Below are 25716 nucleotides of genomic sequence, written 5' to 3' on the forward strand. Positions count from 1 at the left end.
GCAAGGCATGCGTGGGTTGTTTGGTCTGGTCGGTTTGATCGTGGTGCTGGCCATCGTGGGCATCGTGGCCAAGAAGCAGCTCTCATCCACGCGCGCCCCCGCGGCTGCGCTGCAGCAGGCGCCCATCCCCGGCACCGGGGCATCGTCCCCCGTGATCAACCCCACGGGCAATGTGCGCGAGCAGAGCCAGCAGGTGCAGCAGCAAGTCCAGCAGCAGCTGGACGACATCATGAAGCAGCGCACGCAAACGCTGCCTGAAGCCGACAAGTGATGGCTGCTGCGGTGCTGAGCGACGAAGACGGCATGCGCCTGGCACTGGCCGAGGCGCGCGCCGCGGCCGATGCGGGCGAGGTGCCCGTGGGCGCCGTGGTGGTCCAGGACGGCCAGGTCATCGCCACCGGCCGCAATGCCCCCGTGCAGGCCAACGACCCGACTGCGCATGCCGAGATCGTGGCCTTGCGCGCGGCGGCGCAGCGTCTGGGCAACTACCGGCTCGACGGCTGCACCCTCTACGTCACGCTGGAGCCCTGCGCCATGTGCAGCGGCGCCATGCTGCATTCGCGCCTGGCGCGTGTGGTCTATGGCGCCACGGAGCCGAAGACGGGTGCCGCAGGTTCGGTGCTGGACCTGTTTGCCCACACCGCCATCAACCACCAGACGCAGGTGCAGGGCGGGGTGCTGGCCCCTGAGTGCAGCGCGCTGCTCACCGGCTTTTTTGGCGCGCGGCGCAGCCAGCAGCGCGCCGATGCCCTGGCGCGCCACCCGCTGCGCGACGATGCGCTGCGCACGTCCGATGCTGCCTTTGCCGACCTGCCCGGCTACCCCTGGTCGCCGCAGTATGTGAGCGACCTGCCCAGCCTGGCCGGCCTGCGCCTGCACTACCTCGACGAAGGCCCGCGGGACGCGCCGCGCACTTGGCTGTGCCTGCATGGCAACCCGGCCTGGAGCTATCTGTACCGCCACATGCTGCCCGTGTGGCTGGCGGCGGGCGACCGCGTGGTGGCGCCCGACCTGATCGGCTTCGGCAAGAGCGACAAGCCCAAGAAGGAAGCCGTGCACCAGTTCGAATGGCACCGCCAGGTGCTGCTGGAGCTGGTGGAGCGCCTCAACCTGCAGCGCACCGTGCTGGTGGTGCAGGACTGGGGCGGCATCCTGGGCCTGACCCTGCCCATGGACTGCCCGGAGCGCTTTGGCGGCCTGCTGGTGATGAACACCTTGCTCGCCACCGGCGATGTGCCGCTGCCCCAGGGCTTTGTGGACTGGCGCGCTATGTGCCGCGACAAGCCGCTTTTTGGCGTGGGCCGGCTGCTGGCGCGCGGCAACCCGCAACTGTCTGCGGCCGAATGCGCAGCCTACGATGCGCCGTTCCCCGACAAGGGCTACCGCGCCGCGCTGCGCGCGTTCCCGGAGCGCGTGCCGGCGGGGCCCGGTGACCCGGGCGCCGCGCTCTCGCGCCAGGCGCGTGATTTCTGGCGCCAGCAGTGGCAAGGCCGGAGCCTGATGGCGGTGGGCGCGCAGGACCCGGTGCTGGGCCCTGCGACCATGCGGGCGCTGCGGGCAGACATCCGCGGCTGCCCGGATCCCATCGTGCTGCCACAGGCCGGCCACTTCGTGCAGGAGCATGGCCGGGGCATTGCCGAGCGGGCTGTGGAATACTTCGCACCCTGACCGCACGCCAGCGCCTTTTCGCGCAGCCAGCGCCGAATCCACTGGAGCAGGCCCGACACCGGCGCCTGAACGCTTTGAACAACGATCACGACCACCACCATCACGGGCATCACCATGGCGACTGCGGCCATGACCATGGCCCCAAGCACATCTATATCTACTCGCCGTCGAGCGCCGTGCGCGACAAGGCCGCGTTCAAGCGCGGCATCGCCCGCCTGAAGGCCCTGGGCCACGAGGTGGAGGTGGATGTGGACGCGCTGGCCAGCCACACCCGCTTTGCCGGTGACGATGCCACCCGCCTGGCGGCCATCCACCGTGCGGCCGCTAGCGGCGCCGACGTAGCGCTGATCTCGCGCGGCGGCTACGGGCTCTCGCGCATCCTGCCGGGCATCCGCTATAAAGCGGTGGCCAAGGCCATCGCCAAGGGCATGAAGTTCGTCGGCCTGAGCGATTTCACGGCCTTCCAGAATGCGCTGCTGGCGCAGACCGGTGCCATCAGCTGGTCCGGCCCGGCACTGGGCGCGGATTTCGGTGTCGAGGGCGAGCCCGACGACATCATGGAAGCCTGCTTCGACGATCTGCTCACCGGCCACGGCGAAGGCACGGGCTGGCGCATGCACCGCGAAAAGCCCGGTGCCGCCACCGGCAAGCCCGCCGTAGCCGACATCTACGTGAAGAGCGCCCAACTCTGGGGCGGCAACCTGGCCGTGCTGGCCTCGCTGGTGGGTACGCCCTACCTGCCCCAGGTGAAGGGCGGCATTTTGTTCCTCGAAGACGTGAACGAACACCCTTACCGCATCGAACGCCTGCTCACGCAACTGCTCCACGCCGGCGTGCTGGCGCAGCAAAAGGCCGTGGTGCTGGGCCAGTTCACCCAGTTCAAGCTGGTGCCGCACGACAAGGGCTACAAACTGCAATCGGTGGTGGACTGGCTGCGCACGCAGATCAAGGCCCCGGTGCTGACCAACCTGCCGTTCGGGCATGTAGAGACCAAGGTGCTGCTGCCGGTGGGGGCGACGGTGTCGCTGTCGGTGGAAGAGCGCGACGCCCTGATCTACTGGGGACATATTGGCTAACACCCCCTGACACGCTTCGCGTCTTCCCCCTCTCTCGTCTTGCTGCACAAGGCGGGAGGGGACACCCCCGGTGGGGCGGGGCGGCCCTTGCACGGGGGTGCTGGCTTTGGCCGCGCGCGTTCAAACAGAGCGCACTGCGCGAAGCCTTCTTCTTGAGTCGCTGATCGGGTGGCTCAAGATATCGTCTGCCGCACAGGTGTGCCCAGGGCGCGCGGCAGCAGGCCCTGGAACAGGAGTGTCACCTGGGCAATGACGTTTTTGGCAGATGGCTCGCCCTGCAGGGGGGCCAGGGTTCCCAACAGGTCGGTGCGCAGGTACCACAGCGACTCGATGTCGCCCGCATAGCGCAGGCGGATGTTCATGCGCGCCACTTCACAGCCTGAGTAGCCCGAGAGGCTGCCGATCATGGCCCGGCGCACTTCCTCCAGTTGCTGGTCGCGCACCCAGGCGGTGGATGCGGGCGCATCCCGGCCAATGAGGCCGTGCAGGCTGCTGCCGCGTACATAAGGTTTGTTCCAGCGCATGGAATGGCTTTTCACCATGGATATGTAACCAAGAATCCCAAGGTAAGTGGCACACGCGGGAAACGCAAGGGGCTACCCTCGCTTTATGCGTAAAGCCAACAGGCCTCGATAGCTTTTTGCAAACAATTGCAACTAATCGATGTGTTTTGAATGAAGTGTCTTCATGAGCAAGCAGGACTCGTGCCCGCGGCGTGGGGCGGCCACGGGCAGCGCCCGCAGACTGCCCGGCGATGCAGTGGGGCCCTGCTGTGCGGGTGCAGGAGGGGCACAACGGGCAGAGTGCAGGGCTGTGTTCCCACCGCAGGGCGCATGGGTGCAAGCCGGGTCTTGCCCGGCCCGCTGCGTCATGGGGCGCCATGCACGCCGGGTGCGCTTGGACTAAACTGGGTCACATGATGTTACCTGTGCCTTCGCGCCCATGACGGTTCTATCGACGGTGGTCTTTGCCGACATTTCCGGGAGTACGTCGCTCTACGAGACGCTGGGGAACGAGCGTGCCACCGAAGCGGTGACGCAACTGACCCAGTGGATCGGCGACTCCATCGAGGGCAATGCGGGTCGCGTCGTCAAGAAGCTGGGCGACGGCGTGCTGGGCATCTTTGGCGATGCCGCCAGCGCCGTGTCGGCCATGGCCGAGATGCAGCGCAAACACCTGGCCCGGCTGGACCGCTGGCCCCACCCCTTGCGCATGGACATCCGCGTGGGCGTGGCCAGCGGCGAGGTGGTGGAGGTCGATGGTGACTGCTACGGCGATGCCGTGAACGTGGCCTCCCGCCTGTGCGAGCGGGCCGGCCCGTCCGAGATCTGGGCCACCGAAACGGCGGTGCTGCTGGCCGGTGCTGCGGCATCGGTCTGGTACCGCCAGCTCGGGCAGATGGAAATCCGCGGCAAGGCCGAAACGCTGATGCTTTACCAGGTGGAGTGGCGCCAGGACGAAGAGCCCGACTCGCTCACCATGCAGTCGGCGCTGACCAGCCACTTTTCACCGGTCGACACCATCCTGGGCCAGATCCAGTTTTCCTGGCATGGCGTGGACCTGTCCTTCAGCTCGGCCGATGCGCCAGTGCATGTGGGCCGGGCCTCCGAGATGCAGCTTCGCATCAACGACCCTCGGGTATCGCGCCTGCACGCCCGCATCGACTGGCGCAACAGCGGCTTCGTGCTCACCGACATGAGCAGCTTCGGCACCTGGGTGCGCTTCGAGGGCAGCGACTCGCCCGTGCGCCTGCGCCGCGATGCCTGCATCCTGCATGGCACGGGCCATATCGCGCTGGGGGTTTCGTTCAGCGAGCCCACCGCGCCCACCATGCAGTTCCAGGTCGTGGGTGCCAACGTCCATCTCGGCTGATGCGCAGGCATCGCCCTTTTTTACAGGGGCAGACTGACACGTTCTGACACAATGCCCGGCGACAAGACCGAGACAGGACAGAACGATATGGCGTGGATCAAGAAAACGGCCGTGGCCCTGGTGGCCGGGGCCTTGCTGGTGGGGGCGGGGGCCGCCATCTATGTGCAGCGGACCTTTGCGGTCATGGATGGCCAGCTGCAGGTCGCAGACCTGGGCCAGCCCGTGAAGGTGCAGCGCGATGCCGCGGATGTTACCCATGTCAGCGCGCAAAGCCCGCAGGACGCCTGGTTCGCCATGGGCTATGTGCATGCGCAGGAGCGCACCTGGCAGCTCGAATTCAACCGCCGGGTGATGCACGGCCAGCTCTCCGAGGTGTTTGGCGAAGCCACGCTGGAGACCGACAAGCTCATGCGCTCGCTCGACATCGTCGGCACGGCGCGCAAGCAGTACGCCGGCCTGCCGCTGTATGCGCGCGAGGCGCTGCAGGCCTACAGCAAAGGCATCCATGCCTTCCATAAGAACCGCTCGCAGGCCCTGCCGCCCGAGTTCCTGGTGCTGGGTGCCAAGCCCGGTGGTGACACGGGTGCCGTGTGGGAGCCCGAGGACAGCGTGGGCTGGGCGCTGATGATGGCGCTGGACCTGGGCGGCAACTGGGGCAACGAATTCGCGCGCCTGTCGGTGGCGCGCACGCTCGACACCGACCGCCTGTGGCAGCTGATGCCGCCATACCCCGGCGAGCCGCCTGCCGCCACGGCCGACCTGGCTGCCTTGTACCGGCAGCTGGGCGTGTACCGCGGCGACGCCGCTGGCGCGCAAGCGCCCAGCGCAGGCCTGGCCCGCGGCGCCGCGCTGCAGGCCAGGAAGCCCGATACTGCGGCGCAGCAGGGCGGCAGCGCCGTGTGGTCCCGCCAAGTCGGCGCGGGCATGCTGGCCTGGGCCGAGGAGCTCACCCGCAACGCCGGCACCAACGACGGCAAGGGCAGCAACAACTGGGTGCTGGCCGGCTCGCACACCGAAAGCGGCAAGCCACTGCTGGCCAACGACCCGCACCTGTCGCTGAGCGCACCGGCCATCTGGTACTACGCCCGCCTGCAGGCGCCAGCCGGCAAGGCCTCGGACGGCTCGCCGATTGCCGCCATCGATGCCCTGGGTGCCACCTTGCCGGGCCTGCCCTTCGTGGTGCTGGGCCGCACGGCCAGCGTGGCCTGGGGCTTCACCAACACCAGCCCCGACGTGCAGGACCTGTACCTGGAGCAGATCAACCCGGCGGATGCCACGCAGTACCGCACGCCCGAGGGCTGGGCCGCGTTCGCGGTGCGCAAGGAGCGCATCCGCGTTAAGGGCCAACCCGATGTGGAGCTGGCCCTGCGCAGCACGCGCCATGGTCCGGTGCTCAGCGATGCGCAGAAGTCGCACGCCGAGGTGCTGGACCTCAAGAAGTACGTGCTGGCCCTGCGCTGGACAGCGCTGGACCCCGACAACCAGACCGTGCTGGCCGGGCTCATGGCCAACCAGGCCACGTCGGTGGAAGACCTGTTCGCCGGCTTCGCCAGCTACCACTCGCCCATGCAGAGCGTGGTGGCGGCCGATGTGAACGGGCGCATCCGCTTCCAGGCCATGGGCCGCGTGCCCGTGCGCGCGCCGGACAACGACATCCGCGGGGTGGCCCCGTCGCCCGGCTGGGACGCGCGCTACGACTGGAAGGGCTGGCTGCCGCTGGACCAGACCCCGCAGGACGAGGGCGCCAAGGGCTGGATCGCCACCGCCAACCAGCGCGTCACGCCGCCCGGCTACCCGCACTACCTGACGCAGGATTGGGCGCTGCCCTACCGGTACGAGCGCATCGCCCAGCTCATCGAAGCGCGTCCCAAGCACACGGCGGCCAGCCTGCAGGCCATCCAGCTCGACGCCACCTCGCTGGCCGCCAGGCACCTGCTGCCCCACCTGCAGCAGGCCCAGTCCAGCCACCCGCTGGCGGCCAAGGCGCAAGCCCTGCTCAAGGATTTCGATGGCGTGATGGATGCCCGCCGTGCCGCGCCGCTGATCGTGGCCGCCTGGACCGACGAGCTGGTGCGCGGCCTGGTGGTGCCCCGCATCGGCAAGGAGCGCTTTGCCGCCACCTACGGCAAGCGCGACTACCGTGCGGGCGTGGAAGGCATGCTGGCGCGCAACGATGCCTGGTGGTGCCAGCCCTCCACCTGTGCCGAGCAGTCGGCCGCGGCCCTGGGCCGGGCGCTCGACCGCCTGCAGGCCGCCTACGGCGCCGAGCCCGCCGCCTGGCGCTGGGGCGATGCCCACCCCGCTGTCAGCGGCCACCGGCCCTTCGGCAATGTGGCGGCGCTGGCGCGCTGGTTTGACGTGAGCGTGCCGTCCAACGGCGACTCGTACACCGTGAACGTGGGCCAGTACAACGCGGGCGATGCCAAGGCGCCCTTTGCCAACCGCCACGCCGCGTCGCTGCGCGCCATCTACGACCTGGCGGACCTGGAGCAATCGACCTTCATCTACCAGACCGGGCAGAGCGGCCTGGTGTTCTCTCCGCGCTACCGCGACATGGCCACCGCCTGGGCAGGGGCCGGCAACCGCCTGCTGCAGCGCGAGCCGGCACGCTTCGTCCACTCCCTGACACTGGCGCCTGCGCCTTGAGACAAAGGATACCCATGGGTTTCGCACCATTGATCGAAGTCACCCGGGGCGGCCTGGTCGAATGCCAGCACTGGGGGGCCGTGGCTGTGGCCAACCGTGATGGGAAGCTGCTAGCCCAGGTGGGTGACCCAGGGGCGGTGGTGTTCACGCGCTCCACCATCAAGGCCTTCCAGGCACTCCCTTTCATACAGTCGGGCGGGGCCCGGGCCCTGGGCTGGGGCCCGGCCGACCTGGCGCTGCTGTGCGCCAGCCACAACGGCGAACCCATGCACGTGGAGCAGGTCGAGCGCATGCTCGCCAGCGTGGGCCAGGACTACCACGCGCTGCGCTGCGGCTGCCACCGGCCGCTGTTCGCCGAACTGGGGCTCGGCGGGCTGCCTGCGAGCTTCGTGCCCGATGAGCGCCACAACAACTGCAGCGGCAAGCACGCGGGCTTTGTGGCCTACTGCGTGCAGCAGGGCCTGCCGCTCGATGACCATCTGAACCCTGGCCACCCGCTTCAGGTGGCGGTACGCGAGCGCGTTGCGCAGGCCGTGGGCCTGGTGCCGGGCGACCTGGCCGCCGGCACGGACGGTTGCTCCGCCCCCAACTACGCGCTGCCGCTGGCCAACCTGGCCCGCGGCTACGCGCGCTTGGCCGGTGGCGCGCCGGACACCGATCTCGACGAAAGCCTTACCGCGCTGGCCGATGCCATGGTGGCGCGGCCCGAGCTGGGCTCGGGGACCGGGCGGCACGACCTCGACTTCATGCGCGTGGGCGCGGGCGACTGGGTCTCCAAGACCGGCGCCGACGGCGTGCAGGTGGTGGGCAGCCGCAGCCGGGGCGAGGCCTTTGCGCTCAAGGTCATGGACGGCAGCATGCTGGCCCAGGTGGCCGCCTCGGTGGAGGTGATGGACCAGCTCGGCTGGCTCAGCGACGCGCAGCGCGAGGCGCTGGCACCGCGGCGCTCGGCGCGCATCGTCAATGCGCGCGGGCTGGAGGTGGGTGGCCGGCGGCCCGCCTTCAGGCTGGGTTCAGGACGGTAGCCGGGCCAGCGGGTAGGCCGCGTCCGCCGCTGGAAAGAAGGCGGCGAACGGCTCCGAATCGGGCAGCACATAGACCACGCCCGCCTCGCGCCCGAACCAGGGCGCAATGCAGCGGTTGTAGAACGCGGTGGGCGCATTCACGCAGCCATTGCTGATACGCCGCTCGGCCAGCACCGGGCTGGCCAGCCGCTGCACCCGGCGCTCGGCCGGGGCGCCGCGCACGCGGTGCAGCGACACGGCGGCCTCGTAGTCGATCCACACGATGTCGTGGCCCTGCAGGTTGCTGCCGGGCTCGCTCACGAAGCGGCCGGCCGGCGTGGTGCGCTCCTGTGGGCGGATCTGCGACAGCGGCTTCTGGCCTATGCCGGGTGCCGAACGGTCGCCCAGGGCCGAGCCCAGCAGTACCGGCGCGCTGCCCGCATGGCCGCCACCGGGGCCGAATACGTGGATGCTGGCGGCGGGCTTGTCGATCACCGCGAAGGGCATGCCCTGGTGGTTGCCGCTGGACTGGATCCAGCGCACCAGGCGCTGCGCGTCCACCGTGGCGCTTGCGCCTTCCCACGGTGTGGCGGCGCGTGCCGCCGGGCTCCAGGCCGTAGCGGCCAGCGCGGTGGCGGCGCCACCCAGCAGCAGGGCACGGCGCCGCAGGCCGGTTTGCGGCACGGCGGAAACCGCCAAAATGTCACGAACAAGGGGGGCGGGTAATGGGAGCGAGGTCATGGTGCCTCCCAATCGTAGCGGTTTGTGCCAATAATGGTGCATCTGCGACTTCATCGAAGCCTTGCGGCTTGTGAGCACACCATGTTCGATCGCATCCGCCAGGCCTTTGCCGGGGCGCCATCCGATTCTTCCGATGGCCTGTCTTCCAACCAGCCCGTGACCGGTGCGCAACTGGCGCGCTGGATTGCCGACCAGCACCTGTCCAGCGTGCCGCAGGCAGGTGCGGGCCACTTCGACGTGGGGGGCGAGATCCTGGGCCATCCCTGGCGGCTGGAGTGCGGGGCCTCCACGCGCGACTACATCCTTGGCCTGGAGCTGCGCGGGCGCGCCGACGTGAAGGCCGACCCCGACGCGGCCGTGCTGGTGCTCAACCGCCCGCTGCGCGATGCGCTGGAGCGCCACGCCTACAACGCCATCACCGACAACCTGCAGACCAGCGTGGATGCGCGCATGCCCGAGGAGATGCGCTGGCTGTCCATGTTCGACGAGGTCTCCTGGCCCGAGCTGCCAAGCTCGTTCGTGCGCCATTTCGCGGTGGTGGCCGAGCGCATCGACCATGCCGAGCGCTGGGTCCATGCCCATCTGGTCTCCGCGCTGCTCAATGCGGTGGAAGGCGAGCAGGGCGCCCTGAGATCCGAAACGCCCATGGTGCTGATGCTGGCGCGCGGGCATGTCTATCTGCGCACCGAGCACACGCGCCGCACCCTGGCGGAAATTGCCCATGCCCATGCGGTGCTCGTGACGGCGGCCCAGGCTGCAGCGCAGAACCTGCCGGCACCGCCGCTCGATCTGTGACAGGCTGGGCTAGTCTGCGATTTGTCCCGGTCCCGGACAGGTCGCAAGCAGGCTTTTATGATCACAGGCCACCGGCGCATGGGCGCCGGGCCTGAGAGAGCCTGAATGAGCACACCTTCTGTCCGCGCCATCGGCGGGACCACTCCCTATGCCGTGACCCTGGCCGACGAGGCCGGCCATACCTGGATTGGCGATGAGCCCACCGACCTGGGCGGTGCCGATGCCGGCCCGTCCCCGTTCCACCTGCTGCTGTCGAGCCTGGGGGCATGCACCGTCATCACCCTGCAGATGTTCGCCCGGCGCAAGCAGTGGCCCCTGGCCGGCGTGGAGGTGGCCTTGCAGCTCCACCCCGGCGGTGCGCCGGCCAGCGGCACCGACATCACGCGCAGCATCACCTTGTCGGGCGCGCTGAGCGATGAGCAGCGCGAGCGCCTGCTGCAGGTGGCCAATGCCTGCCCGGTGCACAAGCTGCTGACCGGCGAAGTCCGCATCGCTTCGGCGCTGGCAACTGCGGAGGGCACAGCGCAATGACCAAGGTGGCATCGGCTTCGGTGGTGTCGGGCGACACCAACTACGTCCACCAGGTGCGCGCGGGCCATTTCGACCTGGTCGCCGACGAACCCCGGGCGCTGGGCGGCCAGGGGAAGGGCCCCGCACCCTTCGACTACTACCTGGCGGCCCTGTCGGCCTGCACGGCCATCACCTTGCGCATGTACGCCGAGCGCAAGGGCTGGAGCCTCGGCGAGTTCCGGGCCGAGCTGTCCTTGAACCGGGACGAGGAGGGCAGGCTGCACATCCACCGCGTCCTGCATTCGGACCAGGCGCTCAGCGACGCCCAGTGGGAGCGGCTGCTGGAGGTGGTCGCCAACACGCCCGTGACCAAGGCCCTGCGCGACGGTGCCGAGATCACCAGCGAACGGGGGAATTGAGCCGCTGGGCTCGGGTGCCGGGCATGGGGGCGATGTAGGCCGGCGTGTTGATCATGTTGGCTTTCATGTAGTTTCAATCAACGCGCCCACGCGGGGCGCGACCCACCACCGAGCGGTCACGCACTGACACGCCGATGTTTCAATCCACGAACCCACACGGGGCGCGACAAGAGCTGGGCGCCCTGGCGGAATGCACCGGTCAGGTTTCAATCCACGCGCCCACACGGGGCGCGACCAGCGAAGGCGCCAGGCGCCACGATTTCCTTGTACGTTTTAATCCACGCGCCCACACGGGGCGCGACACGCCCTTGCCAAGCTTGTTGCCCGAGTTCTCGAAGTTTCAATCCACGCGCCACACGGGGCGCGACCTGACGCCGTGCGGTCAGGGGTAGGTGGGGTTACGGTTTCAATCCACGCGCCCACACGGGGCGCGACGCCCAGCGGTCGGTGGTCCAGCCGCGCAGGCTCGCGTTTCAATCCACGCGCCCACACGGGGCGCGACCCGGCTGAGCGTCTTTGGTGCACGGAGCAGCTGGTGTTTCAATCCACGCGCCCACACGGGGGCGCGACCGTCGGCTTCCTCCGTTGATGCGGCCTGCACCACGTTTCAATCCACGCGCCCATACGGGGCGCGACTGGGCCCTGCCGTGCGACCGAGATCACCACCGTCTGTTTCAATCCACGCGCCCACACGGGGCGCGACGCCGCTGTCCGTGCGGCGCATGCCGGGCTTCATGTTGTTTCAATCCACGCGCCCACACGGGGCGCGACACGCCGAGGTCGCCCGCAGCATTGCTGATGCTTGCGTTTCAATCCACGCGCCCACACGGGGCGCGACATCAAACCGCCCGCGCGCGCCACCGTGGAGTCGGTGTTTCAATCCACGCGCCCACACGGGGCGCGACGCTCCATGTTGTGCGGCCACTCGATGATGGCCTTGTTTCAATCCACGCGCCCACACGGGGCGCGACGCGCCACGTCGTAGCCGCCAGCGTTGGCAACCATGTTTCAATCCACGCGCCCACACGGGGCGCGACCTGCCAGGCGGTGGTGGCGGCGATGGCACCGCCGAGTTTCAATCCACGCGCCCACACGGGGCGCGACGTCCGGCGTGAGCCATTCGTGGATTTCCAAGTTCATGTTTCAATCCACGCGCCCATACGGGGCGCGACGAGGCCGGCCATGGCGCCGCGTTCCTGTCGCTGGTTTCAATCCACGCGCCCACACGGGGCGCCACGAGCCCGCCCCCGTGCGGTCCTTCGCCCCGCCAGAGTTTCAATCCACGCGCCCACACGGGGCGCGACTGAGGCCGATCTCGATGTTCAAGTGCTTGGCAATGTTTCAATCCACGCGCCCACACGGGGCGCGACTGCCGATGCGTTCGCCGCGACTGCCGATGCAGCTATTTCAATCCACGCGCCCACACGGGGCGCGACGTACTCGCGCATCGCCTCTAGTGGGTCATGCGTAGAGTTTCAATCCACGCGCCCACACGGGGCGCGACCGCCGAGTACCTGCGACAGCTGTCCTTGAGCCTGTTTCAATCCACGCGCCCACACGGGGCGCGACCAACCGCCAAGGCAAAAGGCCTGTTTCCATAGGAGTTTCAATCCACGCGCCCACACGGGGCGCGACTCCGGCCGCGGATCTTCGCGCCGAACGTGTCTTCGGAGTTTCAATCCACGCGCCCACACGGGGCGCGACGTCGAGACCTGGGAACGCATCGTCCGCGAGATGGTTTCAATCCACGCGCCCACACGGGGCGCGACCCCTCGTGCCGAGATGACAAGCTCTACCTGGGCGTGTTTCAATCCACGCGCCCACACGGGGCGCGACGGTTTCGGTGGAGGACTTCGCCCGGGTGGTGGAGTTTCAATCCACGCGCCCACACGGGGCGCGACTCACGTGATGTTCGACCTCGACAAGCCCGACATGTTTCAATCCACGCGCCCACACGGGGCGCGACACCAACACCAACACCAACACCAGTAAGTGTTTCAATCCACGCGCCCACACGGGGCGCGACGGCACGCTGTTCCGCATCGCCGAGTGGTATGGCTGGTTTCAATCCACGCGCCCACACGGGGCGCGACACGGATTGCCGTCCGGGTCTTGACCCGTGCGCTCCTGTTTCAATCCACGCGCCCACACGGGGCGCGACAATTCCCCCGTGTGTACAATTCGGCTGCTCAGGCGCGTTTCAATCCACGCGCCCACACGGGGCGCGACCTGGCGAGTACACCGCTGCCGCTCGCTTCGTCATGTTTCAATCCACGCGCCCACACGGGGCGCGACGAACTTGGGGCCGAAGAGGTCAAGGAAGCGCTGGAGTTTCAATCCACGCGCCCACACGGGGCGCGACCTGGTCGACGGCAACAATTTCTACGTCTCGTGTGTTTCAATCCACGCGCCCACACGGGGCGCGACGCCCCTGTCGTGTCGTCGGTGGGCTGCTGGCTGCGTTTCAATCCACGCGCCCACACGGGGCGCGACGCACCTGGTCCCACAGCGCGCGGTTGCTTTCGTGTTTCAATCCACGCGCCCACACGGGGCGCGACGGGCAATGCTGCAGGCAACAACGGTGCCTCAGTGGTTTCAATCCACGCGCCCACACGGGGCGCGACTTGCCGAGGCGTGAGCGATTGGGGCACCGTGGGTGTTTCAATCCACGCGCCCACACGGGGCGCGACACCGGGCTCCAGTCCCAGGCGATCACCCACCCGACGTTTCAATCCACGCGCCCACACGGGGCGCGACTGCCTGTTTATAACGTGTTGACGCTCAACGCGAAAAACAGAGCCTTGCGCGAACCGACCACGGCCGAGAGAGGGCGAGGCGGGAGATGACGCGGTGCGTTGAAAAAAACCTTGTGCGATAAGGCACTCGGAGCGCTGCGAAGCTCCATGGGAATTTGCGATCACTTGGGGTTCGCAAGGAGCCCGCTACCGGCGGCTGGTGCTCGGGGGCGCCATGCCGACTCTGATGGTCCGGACTCGCAGGTGCCCCATGCCCAGGATTGGGCATTGGCGCAATGGATGCAGCGCCTGCGGGCAGGGCACCGAGGCTGCATGGGGGGCCACTGGTCCCGCGCCGTGCGTGCCGGGCACGAACGCGGGAGGTGGCCGATCAGGATCAGCTTCCGCGCGTCACGGGCACACCGGCATCGCGGCCGTAGGCGCCGTACTTGCCCAGCTCCCACTTGGCGATGGCGTTGCGGTGCACCTCGTCCGGGCCGTCGGCAAAGCGCAGCGTGCGCGCGCCGGCGTAGGCATAGGCCAGCGGGAAGTCGTCGCACATGCCGCCGCCGCCATGCACCTGCATGGCCCAGTCGATCACCTGGCAGGCCATGCTGGGGGCGACGACCTTGATCATGGCGATCTCGGTCTTGGCGACCTTGTTGCCGGCCACGTCCATCAGCCAGGCGGCCTTCAGCGTGAGCAGGCGGGCCATGTCGATCTTGCAGCGGGCTTCGGCGATGCGTTCCTGCGTCACGGTCTGCTGGGCCACGCTCTTGCCGAAGGCGACGCGCGAGCTGGCGCGCTTGCACATCAGCTCCAGCGCGCGCTCGGCCAGGCCGATCAGGCGCATGCAATGGTGGATGCGGCCGGGGCCGAGGCGGCCCTGGGCGATTTCGAAGCCACGGCCCTCGCCCAGCAGGATGTTGGAGACCGGCACGCGCACATTGTCGAAGGTCATCTCCACGTGGCCGTGGGGTGCGTCGTCGTAGCCGAACACGTTGAGCGGGCGGATGATGTTGATGCCCTTGGTATCGGCGGGCACCAGCACCATGCTCTGCTGCGAGTGCTTGGGCGCTTCGGGATCGCTCTTGCCCATGGTGATGAACACGGCGCAGCGCGGGTCGGCCGCGCCGGAGATCCACCACTTGCGGCCATTGATCACGTACTCGTCGCCATCGCGCTCGATGCGGGTCTCGATGTTGGTGGCGTCGCTCGATGCCACGTCGGGTTCGGTCATCGCGAAGGCCGAGCGGATCTTGCCTTCGAGCAGCGGCTTGAGCCAGCGCGCCTTGTTCGCCTCGTCGCCATAGCGGGCGATGGTCTCCATGTTGCCGGTGTCGGGCGCCGAGCAGTTGAACACCTCGCTGGCCCATGGCACGCGGCCCATGATTTCGGCCAGGGGGGCGTATTCCTGGTTCGTCAGGCCCGCGCCTGCGTAGCCCGATGCGGCGGCACTGTCCACCGGCAGAAACAGGTTCCACAGGCCGGCGGCCTGGGCCTTGGGTTTCAGGTTCTCGATGGTGGTCAGGGCGGACCAGCGCTTGCCCGCAGCCGTGTTGGCGGCCAGCTCATTCTTGTACGAAGCCTCGTTGGGGTAGATGTGCTCGTCCATGAACTGCAGCAGCTTGGCCTGCAGGTCCTTGGTCTTGGGGGAGTAGTCAAAGTCCATGGGGGGTCTCCGTTGGTAATCGGTGGGGGGGGCTCAGCTGCGCTGGGCGAACGACCAGGCCAGCTGGGCCATGGGCCGTGCGGTGTCGCCCGAGGCCTTGGCCTGGGCGCTGGAGGCCGTGCCGGCCTCCACCCGCTTGGCAATGCCCTGCAGGATGGCGGCGATGCGGAACATGTTGTAGGCCAGGTAGAAGTTCCAGTCGGCGCGCAGCGCATCGGGTGTGGCGATGCCGGTGCGCTCGCAGTACATGCGGATGTAGCGGTCCTCGTCCGGGATGCCCAGCGCCGCGATGTCCTGGCCGGCGATGCCGCGGCCCATGGAGGCGGGGATGTGCCAGCTCATGCAGTGGTAGCTGAAGTCGGCCAGCGGGTGGCCCAGGGTGGACAGCTCCCAGTCGAGCACGGCGATCACGCGCGGCTCGGTGGGGTGGAACATCAGGTTGTCCAGGCGGTAGTCGCCGTGCACGATGGAGACTTGGCTCTCGTCGCGCGCGCTGGCCGGCATGTGGGCCGGCAGCCATTCCATGAGCTGGTCCATCTCGGGGATGGGCTGGGTGACGGAGGCCACGTACTGCTTGCTCCAGCGGCCGATCTGGCGCTCGAAGTAGTTGCCGGGCTTGCCGTAGCTGGCCAGGCCGCGCTCGGCGAACTTCACCGTGTGCAGCGCGGCGATCACGCGGTTCATCTCGCCATAGATGGCGCCACGCTCGGCCGGCTGCATGCCGGGCAGGGACTGGTCCCAGAGCACGCGGCCCTGCATGCATTCCATGATGTAGAAGGCGCGGCCGATGACCGACTCATCCTCGCACAGCACATGCATGCGCGGCACGGGCACGTCGGTGCCGGCCAGGCCGCTCATCACTGCGAATTCGCGCTCCACCGCATGGGCTGAGGGCAGCAGCTTGGCCACGGGGCCGGGCTTGGCGCGCATCACGTAGCTTGCCTTGGGTGTGACGAGCTTGTAGGTGGGGTTGGACTGTCCGCCCTTGAACATCTCCACGGTCATGGGGCCTTCGAAGCCCTCCATGTGGGCCGTGAGCCAGGTGGTCAGTGCGTTGACGTCGAAGGCGTGCTGATCGGATACCGGGCGGGTGCCGACGAAGTGGTCGAAATTGCTCATGGGTTCGGGGTCCTCACGCGGGTGGCGCCGGCGTGTCTGTCTCGTCCCGCCGTGGTCGGCAGGTGTTGGGAAATGGGGGCGCCGGGGCATGCCCCGGGCCGGGATGTCAGGTGTCTGCCTCGGCGATGCGCATGAGCGCGTCCCGGTCGCGCACCACCAGGCCGCCCGGCTCGATGCGGATCGCGTCCTCGCGCTCCATGGACTTGAGCTCCTGGTTCACGCGCTGGCGTGATGCGCCCAGCAACTGCGCCAGCTCTTCCTGCGCCAGCTGCAGGCCAATGCGCATCTCGCTGCCGTCCGACAGGCTGGGCACGCCGTAGCTGCGCACCAGGTGCACCAGTTGCTTGGCCAGGCGCGAGCGCAGGGGCAGGGTGTTGAGGTCTTCCACCAGCCCGAAGAGCTGGCGTATGCGCCGCGCATGCAGGCGCAGCATGGCTTCGTACAGCTCGGTGTGGGCGGCCAGGATCTTGCGGAAGTCGGCCTTGGCCACGCACAGGATGGTGGTGTCGCCATGCGCATAGGCATCGTGCGTGCGCCGGTCCCCGTCGAAGATCGCCACGTCGCCGAACCAGATGCCCGGCTCCACGTAGGTCAGCGTGATCTGCTTGCCCGATATGGAGGTGGAGCTCACCCGCACCGCACCGCGCGCGCACGCAATCCACTCCTCGGGCGGGTCCCCGCGGGCGGCGATCAGGCCGCCATCCTTGAAGCGTTTGACATAGGCACATCGCAGGATGTCGTGGCGTAGAGAAGGTGAGAGGGAAGAAAACCAGCGACCTGAGTTGATCGCTTCACGTTCTTCGATAGTAAGAATCGGGTCGTCCATGGTCTGTCTTTTGGGTGACTGGAAACAGGCCCATTGTCGCGTGAGGGACCGGCGCGCTGCGTCAGGGTTGTCACCTGAGCGTCTTGCAATCAGGCGCAGCAAAACAAACGGCCCTGCGAAAGGGCCGTTGTGGTGAGGTGCTGCAAGCAGGGGGAGGGCTATTCGTAGTTCGGCGTGCGCTTTTCCAGGAAGGCCGAGATGCCCACCCCGCCGTTGGCGTGGTGCAGGTTCTTCACGAAGTGGTCGCGCTCGCTGCCCAGGTGCTGGGTCAGGTTGTTGCCGGGCGCATCGTTCAGCAGTTCCTTGATGCTGGCCAGCGCATTCGGCGCGCGCCCGTTCAGGCGCTCGGCCAGGGCCAAGGCCACTTCAAGCGCGCTGCCTGGGTCTGCCAGCTGGTTGACCACGCCCAGGGCGTGCAGCCGCTCGGAGGGGATGCGGTCGCCGCACATCAGGATCTCGGTGGCGATCTGGCGTGGCAGCGCGTGGGCCAGGCTCCAACTGGCGCCGCCATCGGGCGACAGGGCCACATTGCTATAGGCCATCACGAACACCGCGTTGCGAGCGGCCACCACCATGTCGCAGGCCAAGGCCAGCGAGAAGCCTGCGCCTGCTGCCGCGCCTTCCACTGCCGCGATGATGGGCTTGGGGTAGGTGCGCACCGCCTCGATCCAGTTGTGCAGGCCTTCGATGCTTTGGGCCTGCACTTCGCGCGCCTCCTGGCGGTTGGCCAGCAGGCGCTGCAGGTTGCCGCCCGCGCAGAACATGTTGTCCGAGCCGGTGATGACCACGCTGCGGATGTCGTCGCTGTTCTCGGCCACGCTCAGGGCCTCCACGCCAGCGGCGTAGATGGCGGGCTCGATGGCATTGCGCCGCTCCGGGTTGTGGATGGTCAGGACCAGGGTCTTGCCCTGGCTGGTGCTCTTGAGTTCTGCGGGCATCTTGTCTCCAGTAAAGGCTTCGGCGGTTGGCTGCCAGGTTTTCGCAGCGCTCAGCATTGTCTGCCGCCTGTCAATCAGGGCGCGGCCCAAGCCAGGGCAGCCGTGCAAGGGCCGCCCCGCCGCACCGGCTGCGTCCCCCTTCCCGAATTGCACAGCAATTCGAGAGAAGGGGCTGAGGGCCGCGGCTCCAAGCCTGCCTGCGCAGGCTTGGACGTGCCAGAAGAGCCGCCGCCTCTGGCGGCGGTGCCGAGGCGCGACAGCGACTCAGGGGGATGTACCGAATCACGCTTCCTCGACGTGCGTGAGGCTCAGGCCGATGGCGCCGCGCCGGCGCAGCCAGGGGCTGGGGCGGTAGCGCGTGTCGCCGTACACGGTCTGCATGTTGAACAGTACTTCGAGGATGTTGGTCGGGCCCCAGCGGTCGCCCATGGCCAGTGGGCCCAGGGGGTAGCCCAGGCCCAGGGTGACGGCGGTCTCCAGGTCGCGCGGGCTGCAGATGCCCTGCTGGCAGATGTCGCTGGCGATGTTGACGATGGTGGCCACCACGCGCTGGGTGACGAAACCGCCGCTGTCGCGGATCACGCTCACCGGCTTGCCGTCGCGGGCGAACAGGGCGTGCGCGGCATTGCGGATGTCCACGCGCGTGGCGGGGTTGGTGGCCAGCACGCGGCGCTTGGTCGCGGCTTCCTCCACCAGCATGTCGATGCCGATGGTGCGCGCCGGGTCCAGCCGCTCCACCACGGCCACGGTGGTCACGTCGAAACCGAGTGGAGCCACCAGGGTGATGGCCTGGGGCGAGGGCGAGGTGCCGGTCTCGATGGTGGCGCCCAGGTCCTTGAGCAACTGGTACAGCTCGGCACGGCGCGCGGCGCGCGGCGATACCCAGACGGGCGGGATCTGGTCCACCACGGGCACCGGGGGCTCGGCGGGTACCTGGGCGGCGCCATTCTCGTAGCGGTAGAAGCCTTCACCCACCTTCTTGCCCACCACGCCGCCGGCCAGGCGCTGCGCGGTGATCACGCTGGGGCGGTAGCGCGGCTCGTCGTAGTACTGCTGGTAGATGGATTCCATCACCGGGTGCGACACGTCCAGCGCCGTGAGGTCCATGAGCTCGAAGGGGCCGAGCTTGAAGCCGACCTGGTCGCGTAGGATGCGGTCGATGGTGGCGAAGTCGGCCACGCCCTCGCCCACGATGCGCAGGGCCTCGGTGCCATAGCCTCGCCCGGCGTGGTTGACGATGAAGCCCGGCGTGTCCTGCGCCAGCACGGGCGTGTGGCCCATCTGCTTGGCATAGGCCGACAGGGCGGTGCAGACGGCCGGCTCGGTCTTGAGCCCGGCAATCACTTCCACCACCTTCATGAGTGGCACGGGGTTGAAGAAGTGAAAACCCGCCAGGCGCCCAGGGTGCTGCATGCCCGCGCCGATGGAGGTGACCGACAGGGACGAGGTGTTGGTGGCCAGCACCGTTTCGGCGCCCACCACTTTCTCCAGCTCGGCGAACAGGCCGCGTTTGGCATCCAGCCGCTCGACGATGGCTTCTACCACCAGGTCGCACTGCGCCAGGCCCGCCGCATTGTCAACAATGTGCAATTGCGCAGACCAGGACGCGGCCTGTTCTGCAGAAATGCGATTTTTCCCTACGAGTTTTTGCCACTGGTCGTGGATACTGTCTCTGGCGGCCAGTGCTGCCCCGGATTGGGCATCCAGCAAGAAAACCTGGCTGCCGGCCTGGGCGGCGATCTGTGCAATACCGCGGCCCATGGCACCCGAGCCCACGATGCCGACATTGAGAAACTGAATTTTCATAGCGCCATTATGGCTGTGGACATGCCCGCGCACTTATGTGCAAGAATGGGATGCGCTCAAAACAGAAATTATTGTGAAACTCCGTAACACCATTTTGGGAGCCGGTTTGTGGGTGGTTGCCTTGGGCGCCTCGGCGCTGTCCATGGGCAACGGCCGGGGCGCCGTGGTGATCGGTTCGCCGGTCGATCTGAGCTTCGACATTCAGCCAGACCAGGGTTCTGACATCGGGTCGTCATGTATCGGGGCCACACTGGTAGCGGGCGATACGCCCATCAGCCCCTCCCGGGTGCGCGTGACGCCCCAGGCCGAATCGGCCGGGCGTGCCGCCTTCGTTCGCGTGCAGACCACTTCGGCCGTCGATGAGCCGGTCCTGACCGTTAGCCTCACCGCCGGTTGCACGGGCAAGGTGACGCGCACCTACACCTTTCTGGCAGATCCCCCTGGGCGTGTGCCGGCTCCTGTTGCCGCCGGGCAACTGCCGGTGGTTCCGGCTGCGCTGCCGGGCAATCCAGGCCTATCGGGGGGCACATCGGGCCAGGCCAGCGCTTCTTCTCCTCCAGACCGCAATGCGGCCGGCGTTCCGGCCCGTGGCGCTGCCGCTGCGCCCAGCCGGGCGGCAGCCGCCAGCGCCGCCGCGGCGCGTGCCCCGCGTGCGTCCGCCCCTGCTGCTGTCGCTGCACCGGCACGCACCAATGCGCGCGTGATCGCCAGCCCGCAGGCGCCAGCCCCCGCGACCCCCGGGCCGCGCCTGGTGCTCGAACCCCTGGACCTGTGGCTGGAGAGTCCGGTGGCGCTGCGGGCCTCCACCCAATTGCTTTCGACCCCGGCCCAAGAAGCGTCGCCGCAGCGCGCCGAAGCGGCGGCCGCCTGGAAGGCCTTGAACGCCACGCCCGAAAGCCTGGCCCAGGACGCCGAACGCCTGCGTGTGCTGGAGGCCGAGGCCAAGACCGTGCGGGCGGGCTCGGCCCAGCAGCTGGCTACCACGCAACAATTGCAGCAGCAACTGGACGAGGCGAACGAGCGCTTTCCGGCCATGGTCGTCTATGTGCTCGGTGCCTTGCTGGCGCTGGCGTTGGGTCTGCTGGCATGGATGTGGCAGCGCGCAAACCGCCAGGCCGCACTGTCCGAAAAGTCCTGGCGCGAGTCGGTCAAGGTCAGCGCGGTGGATTCCAGCGCCCCGACAGCCGGGCAAGTCGATCCCGGATGGGAGCCGCTCGAAACCCTGCCCATCCCGTCGATGAAGGGTGACCTGCTGGCGCCATCGGGCAGCGCCGCGCTGTTCAAGGACGCCAAGCCAGTCTCTGCGCCGGCACCGCTGTATGCCGCGCCGACGGCGGTGGCTGCGGCGGCAGCCGCCCGTGTGCCGGTGTCCCCGCCCAAGGCCCCAGCCCCGTCGGTCGAGCCGGCGCGGGCGCTCCAGATCGTCAACCCCGACGACCTGTTCGATATCCAGCAGCAGGCCGAGTTCTTTGTCTCGGTGGGCGAGCACAACCAGGCGGTGGAGGTGCTGCGCAAGCACATCGTGGACCACAAGGAAACCACACCCGTGGCCTACCTGGAGCTGCTGCGCCTGTTCCACACCCTGAGCCGTGCGGAAGACTTCATGCAGCTGCGCTCGCAGTTCATGCGCTATTTCAACGCCAAGGTGCCCGAGTTCTCGGCCTTCAACCGCCAGGGCCGTCCGCTGGACCGCTACCCCGAGGCCCTGGCTGAGATCGAGGCCGAATGGAGTTCGCCGGCCGTGCTGCACACGCTGGACAAGTTCCTGTTCCACCGCCCGGGCAACACGGTCGAGCCCTTCGACCTGGCCGCCTACGATGACCTGCTGCTGCTGCTGGGCATCGCCCAGACCACTCCGTCGAGTGCGCGGGGCGCACCGCCACCCCGCAAGCGCACCACGCCGGTGGAAGATTCGTTCGAAGCCGCTGCGGAGAGGGGCCTGAGCTTTCTGTCGCCGCTGGACAATACGGAGCCCGATTTCCCGCTCGACTCGCTGGCCGCCAGCCTGGAGTTCGATTTCGGCAGCGCCGCACCCTCGTCCGCTCCGGTGCCGATCGCGCGTCAGTCCGGCCCGGCCGAGCTGACGCTGGCGCCGGCATCGGGCCTGGCGCCCGTCGCCGGGGTTTCCTCGGCGCCGGCGCCCCTGGCTGCCGCGCAGCGGGCACTTCCGCGCAACCCGCCGGCTGCCTATACCAAGTCGTCGGTGAACCTGGACGTGGACCTGTCCGAACCTCTGCACCTCACATTGAGCGACCTGCCGCCTGTGCCGATCACGCCCCCACCCCCACCTGGCCAGGCCGTGGGCTTCGGTGCGGAGAATGACCTGATGGAACTGCGCCTGGAGCTGGAGCAGCGCAAGGACGACGACAATCGCAAGAAGTAGTAAAAAAACAGGCCTCGGCGGCCTGTTTTTTTTGTGGGCCCCTCCTGGTACGCCCGGTGTTGTGCTGCGCCGCTTCGCAGCCTGCACGTCAGGCGCCTTGCATGGCCTGCATCAGCTCCCCTGCAGCCGCCTCGGGGTCCGGCGCGTTGACCAGGGCTCGCACCACGGCAATCGAGCCCACGCCGGTTGCCAGCACTTGCGGAAACTGATCTGCTCCGATTCCGCCGATCGCCACCTGTGGATAGCTGCGCAGCAGCCGTGCATACCCGTGCAGCCGGCCCACGCCCTGCGGCGCAGTCGCCATCTTCTTGAGCGTGGTGGGAAACACCGCACCCATGGCGATGTAGCTTGGCCCCACCGCATCGGCGCGCACCATCTCGGCATAGCCATGGGTGCTCACGCCCAGGCGCACACCGGAATGGCGCAGGGTCTGCAGATCGCCCGCGCTCAGCGCATCGAGGTCTTCCTGCCCCAGGTGAACGCCGTAGGCGCCCGCGTTGATGGCCGCGCGCCAGTGGTCGTTGATGAACAGCAGCGCGCCGGTGTCCTGCACCGCCTGCACGGCAGCGTTGACTTCGCGCTCGATGGCGGCCGGGTCGTCCGACTTGAAGCGCAGCTGCACCGTGGGTACGCCGGCGCGCGCCATGCGGCCCACCCAGGCAGCGTCGGGCAGTACGGCGTACAGGCCCAGCGCCTCGGGGCCGGCAGCAAAGGCCTGGGCGCGCGGTACGGGCTGCAGGCCAAAATCGGCGGGCTCATCGGGCCAGGTCTCGGGGCTCAGCGCCCCGGTGCGCTGGGTACGCGCCTGCCAGGCGCGGGCGATGCATTCGGCGTCGTGCGCAATGAAGCCCAGGGTGCTTGCGGCCTGCAGTGCCGCCAGGTAGGCGGGCTCGCTGGAGGTGGGCGCCGGCGTGGGCTCGGGGCTGAATCCGGCGAAGGTGGCCGCATGGTGCGCCACGATGGCCTTGGCCAGTTCGGTCGGTGCGGTATCAGGCATGGTCGTCGTGGTGCCAGAAAGGGGTGCCGAGCACAGGGGTGCTGGGCTGGGCGGCGTCCTGTGCGGTCATGGCGCCGGCCAGGCGGGCCGTGCGGCCGGCGTGCACCGCATTGGCAAACGCGCCAGCCATGGCCACGGGGTCCTGGGCCAGGGCCACGGCGGTGTTGAGCAGCACGCCGTCATAGCCCCATTCCATCACCTGGCAGGCGTGCGAGGGCAAGCCCAGGCCGGCATCCACCAGCATGGGCACGTTAAGGCGCTCGCGCAGCATCTGCAGCGCATAGGGGTTCACCGGGCCGCGGCCCGTGCCGATGGGCGCGGCCCAGGGCATCACGGCCTGGCAGCCCACGTCCACCAGGCGCTGGCACAGCACGAAGTCCTCGGTGCAATAGGGCAGCACCTGGAAGCCCTCCTTGATCAGGTGCTCGGCCGCGCCTACCAGGTTCAGCGTATCGGGCTGCAAGGTGTAGTCGTCGCCGATCAGTTCCAGCTTGATCCAGGGCGTGTTGAACACCTCGCGCGCCATCTGCGCGGTGGTGATGGCCTCCTGCACACTGTGGCAGCCTGCGGTGTTGGGCAGCACGGGCACGTCGAGGCGGCGCAGCAGCTCCCAGAAGCTGCTGCCCGACTCGGCCGGGTTGCTGCCCTGGCGGCGCAGCGAGGCCGTGACCATGGCGGGGCGCGAGGCCTGCACGGCGGCTTCGAGCACCGCCGGCGAAGGGTAGCGCGAGGTGCCCAGCAGCAGGCGGCTGTGGAAGGTCTGGCCGTACAGGACCAGGGGATCGTTGGGGGTTGCGGTCATGGCAGGGGTTAGCCTCCGGTCACGGGAGAGATCACTTCGACCTTGTCGCCGGGCTGCAAGGCCTGGGCCGCATAGCGGCTGTTGGGTACGAAGACGGTGTTCACCGCCACGGCGAACGGCGGGCGCGCGGCGATGGCGGCCACGGCGTCAAGGACGGTGGCACCTTCGGGCAGATCGTGGGGGGTCTGGTTGATGGAAACGTTCATGGCAGAGATGCGGCGGCAGCTTCGGGCTGCCGCCATTGCAGATTCAGGTCGAACCGGGGCGCGAGGGTGGACTGCCCGGATCCCAACAGCTCCAGCACCACGTCCAGCATGGCCGGGGCGATCATGAAGCCGTGGCGGTACAGGCCGTTGACTTCGAGCACGCCGGGGCGCAAATGGCGGATGGCGGGCAGGTTGTCGGGCAGGGTGGGGCGGCACTGCGTGGCCACCTCGACGATGCGCGCCTCGGCAAAGCCGCTGTGCACGGCATAGGCCGCGCTCAGCAGCTCCAGCGTGGAGCGCACGCTGGCGGGCGAGAGGTCGTCGGACTCGATCTCGGTCGCGCCGATCACGAACAGGTGGTCTTCCTTGGGTGCGATGTAGATCGGGTAGCGCGGGTGCACAAGGCGCGTGGGGCGTTGCAGCGCGACCTCGGGCGCATGCACGCGCACCACCTCGCCGCGCACCCCGCGCAGGGCACGCCAGGGGTCGCGTGCGCCCAGGCCGCGGCAGTCCAGCACCCAATCGGGCTGGCCGGGCTCCCCGGGCTGGAAGGCATCGGGGTGGCGCAGCGCGTGCCAGTGGGTGCGCACGCCCAGGCGCTGCATCTCGTGCAGCAGGGCGGCCAGCAGTTGGCGGTTGTCGAGCTGGCCTTCACCGGGCAGGTACAGGCCCTTGGCAAATCGGCCGGCCAGGGCGGGCTCCACCGCGGCCAGGCGGGTGCCATCGAGCACCTCCAGAGGGGGCAACTCGGGGATGGTTCGGTGGTTGGCCTGCAATTGGCTGGTCAGGCGCTGGGCTTCGCCCGCATCCTGTCGGTGCCACACGATGAGCGTGCCCTGCTGCTGGAAGAAAACGGGTTGGGCCAGTTGTGCCAGCAACTGCGGCCAGCGCGTGAGCGCGTGCTGGCCCATGCGCACCACGCCCGGCTCGGTCACGGCCGACTCGGCCAGGGGCGCCAGCATGGCGGCGGCCACGGTGGCGGCCGATTGCTCGGCGGCCGGGCCGGCTGCGTCGTAGATGTCCACGCTGTGGCCCTGGCGTGCCAGTTCCACGGCCAGCAGTCGGCCCATGAGGCCGGCGCCCAGGATGGCAAACGACGAGGAGGAAGAAGGAGTCATGCGTCCAGCTGTACTGCAGGTGGACAAAACGGGATGGCTGCTGCTGCTTGCCGTCGCTGTGGAAACTCCCCACGCCAGCATGATCTGGATCGGGTAGCGGGGCTGTGCAGCCCCAGGGTATTTTCTCAGTCGCGCGCCGCTTGGGCGGGACACCCCTGTTTCGTCCGTGAACCGCAATTACAGCACATCGGCCTTCGCCTGCCCTGACCCAGGTCATGAAGATGATCCTCGATCCGATGGTTGACCGCTTATTTATTCTCGGTCGCCGCATGACCGAAAGCGGCTTTGCCTGCTCTCCGATCCCCGAGCGTGGTGACGCCGCTAAGCACCCGATGGCACCGTGCTCGCCACGCCATGCCGCTTTCCTCCTCCTTGCGCACAGC

21 protein-coding genes and 1 CRISPR repeat array are annotated in these 25716 nt (G+C 68.4%); of the genes, 10 read left to right on the forward strand and 11 right to left on the reverse strand.

Annotated features, from left to right (window positions below; all coding sequences use genetic code 11):
* Window positions 1-7 precede the first annotated feature (7 nt).
* From AC07X5_RS15770 to AC07X5_RS15780, 3 genes are all read left to right on the forward strand, one after another.
* Window positions 8-271 (forward strand): hypothetical protein, encoded by a 264-nt coding sequence (locus tag AC07X5_RS15770; RefSeq protein WP_494770930.1) that lies wholly within the window; start codon window positions 8-10, stop codon window positions 269-271.
* Complete coding sequence (gene tadA / locus AC07X5_RS15775) at window positions 271-1668, forward strand: tRNA adenosine(34) deaminase TadA (protein WP_494770931.1); 1398 nt, start codon at window positions 271-273, stop codon at window positions 1666-1668. The genes AC07X5_RS15770 and tadA overlap by 1 nt, the downstream gene beginning before the upstream one ends.
* A 74-nt stretch (window positions 1669-1742) precedes the next feature.
* Window positions 1743-2744 carry an LD-carboxypeptidase gene (locus AC07X5_RS15780; RefSeq protein WP_494770932.1) on the forward strand — a complete coding sequence of 334 codons (1002 nt, stop codon included), beginning with the start codon at window positions 1743-1745 and terminating at the stop codon, window positions 2742-2744.
* 173 nt (window positions 2745-2917) lie between these two features.
* Here AC07X5_RS15780 and AC07X5_RS15785 read toward each other — a convergent pair whose 3' ends face one another.
* Window positions 2918-3286, reverse strand: coding sequence for a hypothetical protein (locus tag AC07X5_RS15785; RefSeq protein ID WP_494770933.1), 369 nt, complete (start codon window positions 3284-3286; stop codon window positions 2918-2920).
* A 400-nt stretch (window positions 3287-3686) separates the two neighbouring features.
* On the opposite strand from AC07X5_RS15785, the gene AC07X5_RS15790 reads away from it, so the two are divergent.
* The 3 genes from AC07X5_RS15790 (at window position 3687) to AC07X5_RS15800 (ending at window position 8287) form a co-directional block, all read left to right on the forward strand.
* The gene (locus AC07X5_RS15790) at window positions 3687-4616 is read left to right on the forward strand and encodes an adenylate/guanylate cyclase domain-containing protein (protein ID WP_409960979.1); all 930 of its coding nucleotides are present in this window, start codon (window positions 3687-3689) and stop codon (window positions 4614-4616) included.
* 87 nt (window positions 4617-4703) lie between these two features.
* Window positions 4704-7262: a penicillin acylase family protein gene (locus AC07X5_RS15795; RefSeq protein ID WP_494770963.1), complete on the forward strand. Its 2559-nt coding sequence runs from the start codon at window positions 4704-4706 to the stop codon at window positions 7260-7262.
* Between the two features lie 14 nt (window positions 7263-7276).
* Window positions 7277-8287 (forward strand): asparaginase, encoded by a 1011-nt coding sequence (locus AC07X5_RS15800; RefSeq protein ID WP_494770934.1) that lies wholly within the window; start codon window positions 7277-7279, stop codon window positions 8285-8287.
* Here AC07X5_RS15800 and AC07X5_RS15805 read toward each other — a convergent pair.
* The gene (locus AC07X5_RS15805; RefSeq protein ID WP_494770935.1) at window positions 8276-9007 is read right to left on the reverse strand and encodes a hypothetical protein; all 732 of its coding nucleotides are present in this window, start codon (window positions 9005-9007) and stop codon (window positions 8276-8278) included. The genes AC07X5_RS15800 and AC07X5_RS15805 overlap by 12 nt on opposite strands.
* 81 nt (window positions 9008-9088) lie before the next feature.
* On the opposite strand from AC07X5_RS15805, the gene AC07X5_RS15810 reads away from it, so the two are divergent.
* The 3 genes from AC07X5_RS15810 (at window position 9089) to AC07X5_RS15820 (ending at window position 10731) form a co-directional block, all read left to right on the forward strand.
* Entirely contained in the window at window positions 9089-9802 is a 714-nt protein-coding gene (locus AC07X5_RS15810) for a hypothetical protein (RefSeq protein ID WP_494770936.1), read from the forward strand.
* 105 nt (window positions 9803-9907) lie between these two features.
* Complete coding sequence (locus AC07X5_RS15815) at window positions 9908-10333, forward strand: OsmC family protein (protein WP_494770937.1); 426 nt, start codon at window positions 9908-9910, stop codon at window positions 10331-10333.
* Entirely contained in the window at window positions 10330-10731 is a 402-nt protein-coding gene (locus tag AC07X5_RS15820; protein WP_494770938.1) for an OsmC family protein, read from the forward strand. Before AC07X5_RS15815 ends, AC07X5_RS15820 begins: the two co-directional genes overlap by 4 nt.
* 403 nt (window positions 10732-11134) lie before the next feature.
* Window positions 11135-13488: a CRISPR direct-repeat array (repeat unit 32 nt; unit sequence GTTTCAATCCACGCGCCCACACGGGGCGCGAC).
* Between the two features lie 375 nt (window positions 13489-13863).
* On the opposite strand, the gene AC07X5_RS15825 is transcribed toward AC07X5_RS15820, so the two are convergent.
* From AC07X5_RS15825 to AC07X5_RS15845, 5 genes are all read right to left on the reverse strand, one after another.
* Complete coding sequence (locus tag AC07X5_RS15825) at window positions 13864-15138, reverse strand: acyl-CoA dehydrogenase family protein (RefSeq protein WP_494770939.1); 1275 nt, start codon at window positions 15136-15138, stop codon at window positions 13864-13866.
* 33 nt (window positions 15139-15171) lie between these two features.
* A complete protein-coding gene (locus tag AC07X5_RS15830) occupies window positions 15172-16257 on the reverse strand; it encodes a phosphotransferase (protein ID WP_494770940.1) in 1086 nt (361 codons plus the stop codon).
* A gap of 106 nt (window positions 16258-16363) precedes the next feature.
* On the reverse strand, window positions 16364-17083 hold the full coding sequence (locus AC07X5_RS15835; protein WP_409959254.1) for a Crp/Fnr family transcriptional regulator: 720 nt from the start codon (window positions 17081-17083) through the stop codon (window positions 16364-16366).
* Window positions 17084-17241: 158 nt separating this feature from the next.
* The gene (locus AC07X5_RS15840) at window positions 17242-18021 is read right to left on the reverse strand and encodes an oxepin-CoA hydrolase, alternative type (protein ID WP_409959256.1); all 780 of its coding nucleotides are present in this window, start codon (window positions 18019-18021) and stop codon (window positions 17242-17244) included.
* A gap of 282 nt (window positions 18022-18303) precedes the next feature.
* Entirely contained in the window at window positions 18304-19827 is a 1524-nt protein-coding gene (locus AC07X5_RS15845; protein WP_494770941.1) for a 3-hydroxyacyl-CoA dehydrogenase, read from the reverse strand.
* Window positions 19828-19900: 73 nt separating this feature from the next.
* On the opposite strand from AC07X5_RS15845, the gene AC07X5_RS15850 reads away from it, so the two are divergent.
* Complete coding sequence (locus tag AC07X5_RS15850) at window positions 19901-22210, forward strand: type IV pilus assembly protein FimV (RefSeq protein WP_494770942.1); 2310 nt, start codon at window positions 19901-19903, stop codon at window positions 22208-22210.
* Window positions 22211-22298: 88 nt separating this feature from the next.
* On the opposite strand, the gene AC07X5_RS15855 is transcribed toward AC07X5_RS15850, so the two are convergent.
* The 4 genes from AC07X5_RS15855 to thiO are packed head-to-tail and all read right to left on the reverse strand — an operon-like array spanning window position 22299 to window position 25333.
* Window positions 22299-23207, reverse strand: a complete 909-nt coding sequence (locus AC07X5_RS15855; RefSeq protein ID WP_494770943.1) for a thiamine phosphate synthase — start codon at window positions 23205-23207, stop codon at window positions 22299-22301.
* Window positions 23200-24009: a thiazole synthase gene (locus AC07X5_RS15860; RefSeq protein ID WP_494770944.1), complete on the reverse strand. Its 810-nt coding sequence runs from the start codon at window positions 24007-24009 to the stop codon at window positions 23200-23202. Before AC07X5_RS15860 ends, AC07X5_RS15855 begins: the two co-directional genes overlap by 8 nt.
* Before the next feature lie 8 nt (window positions 24010-24017).
* Window positions 24018-24215, reverse strand: a complete 198-nt coding sequence (thiS, locus tag AC07X5_RS15865; protein ID WP_409959266.1) for a sulfur carrier protein ThiS — start codon at window positions 24213-24215, stop codon at window positions 24018-24020.
* Window positions 24212-25333: a glycine oxidase ThiO gene (gene thiO, locus AC07X5_RS15870; RefSeq protein WP_494770945.1), complete on the reverse strand. Its 1122-nt coding sequence runs from the start codon at window positions 25331-25333 to the stop codon at window positions 24212-24214. Before thiO ends, thiS begins: the two co-directional genes overlap by 4 nt.
* Window positions 25334-25716: the final 383 nt, after the last annotated feature.

This window comes from Acidovorax sp. GW458-11-26-14-TSB4 (assembly GCF_059423865.1).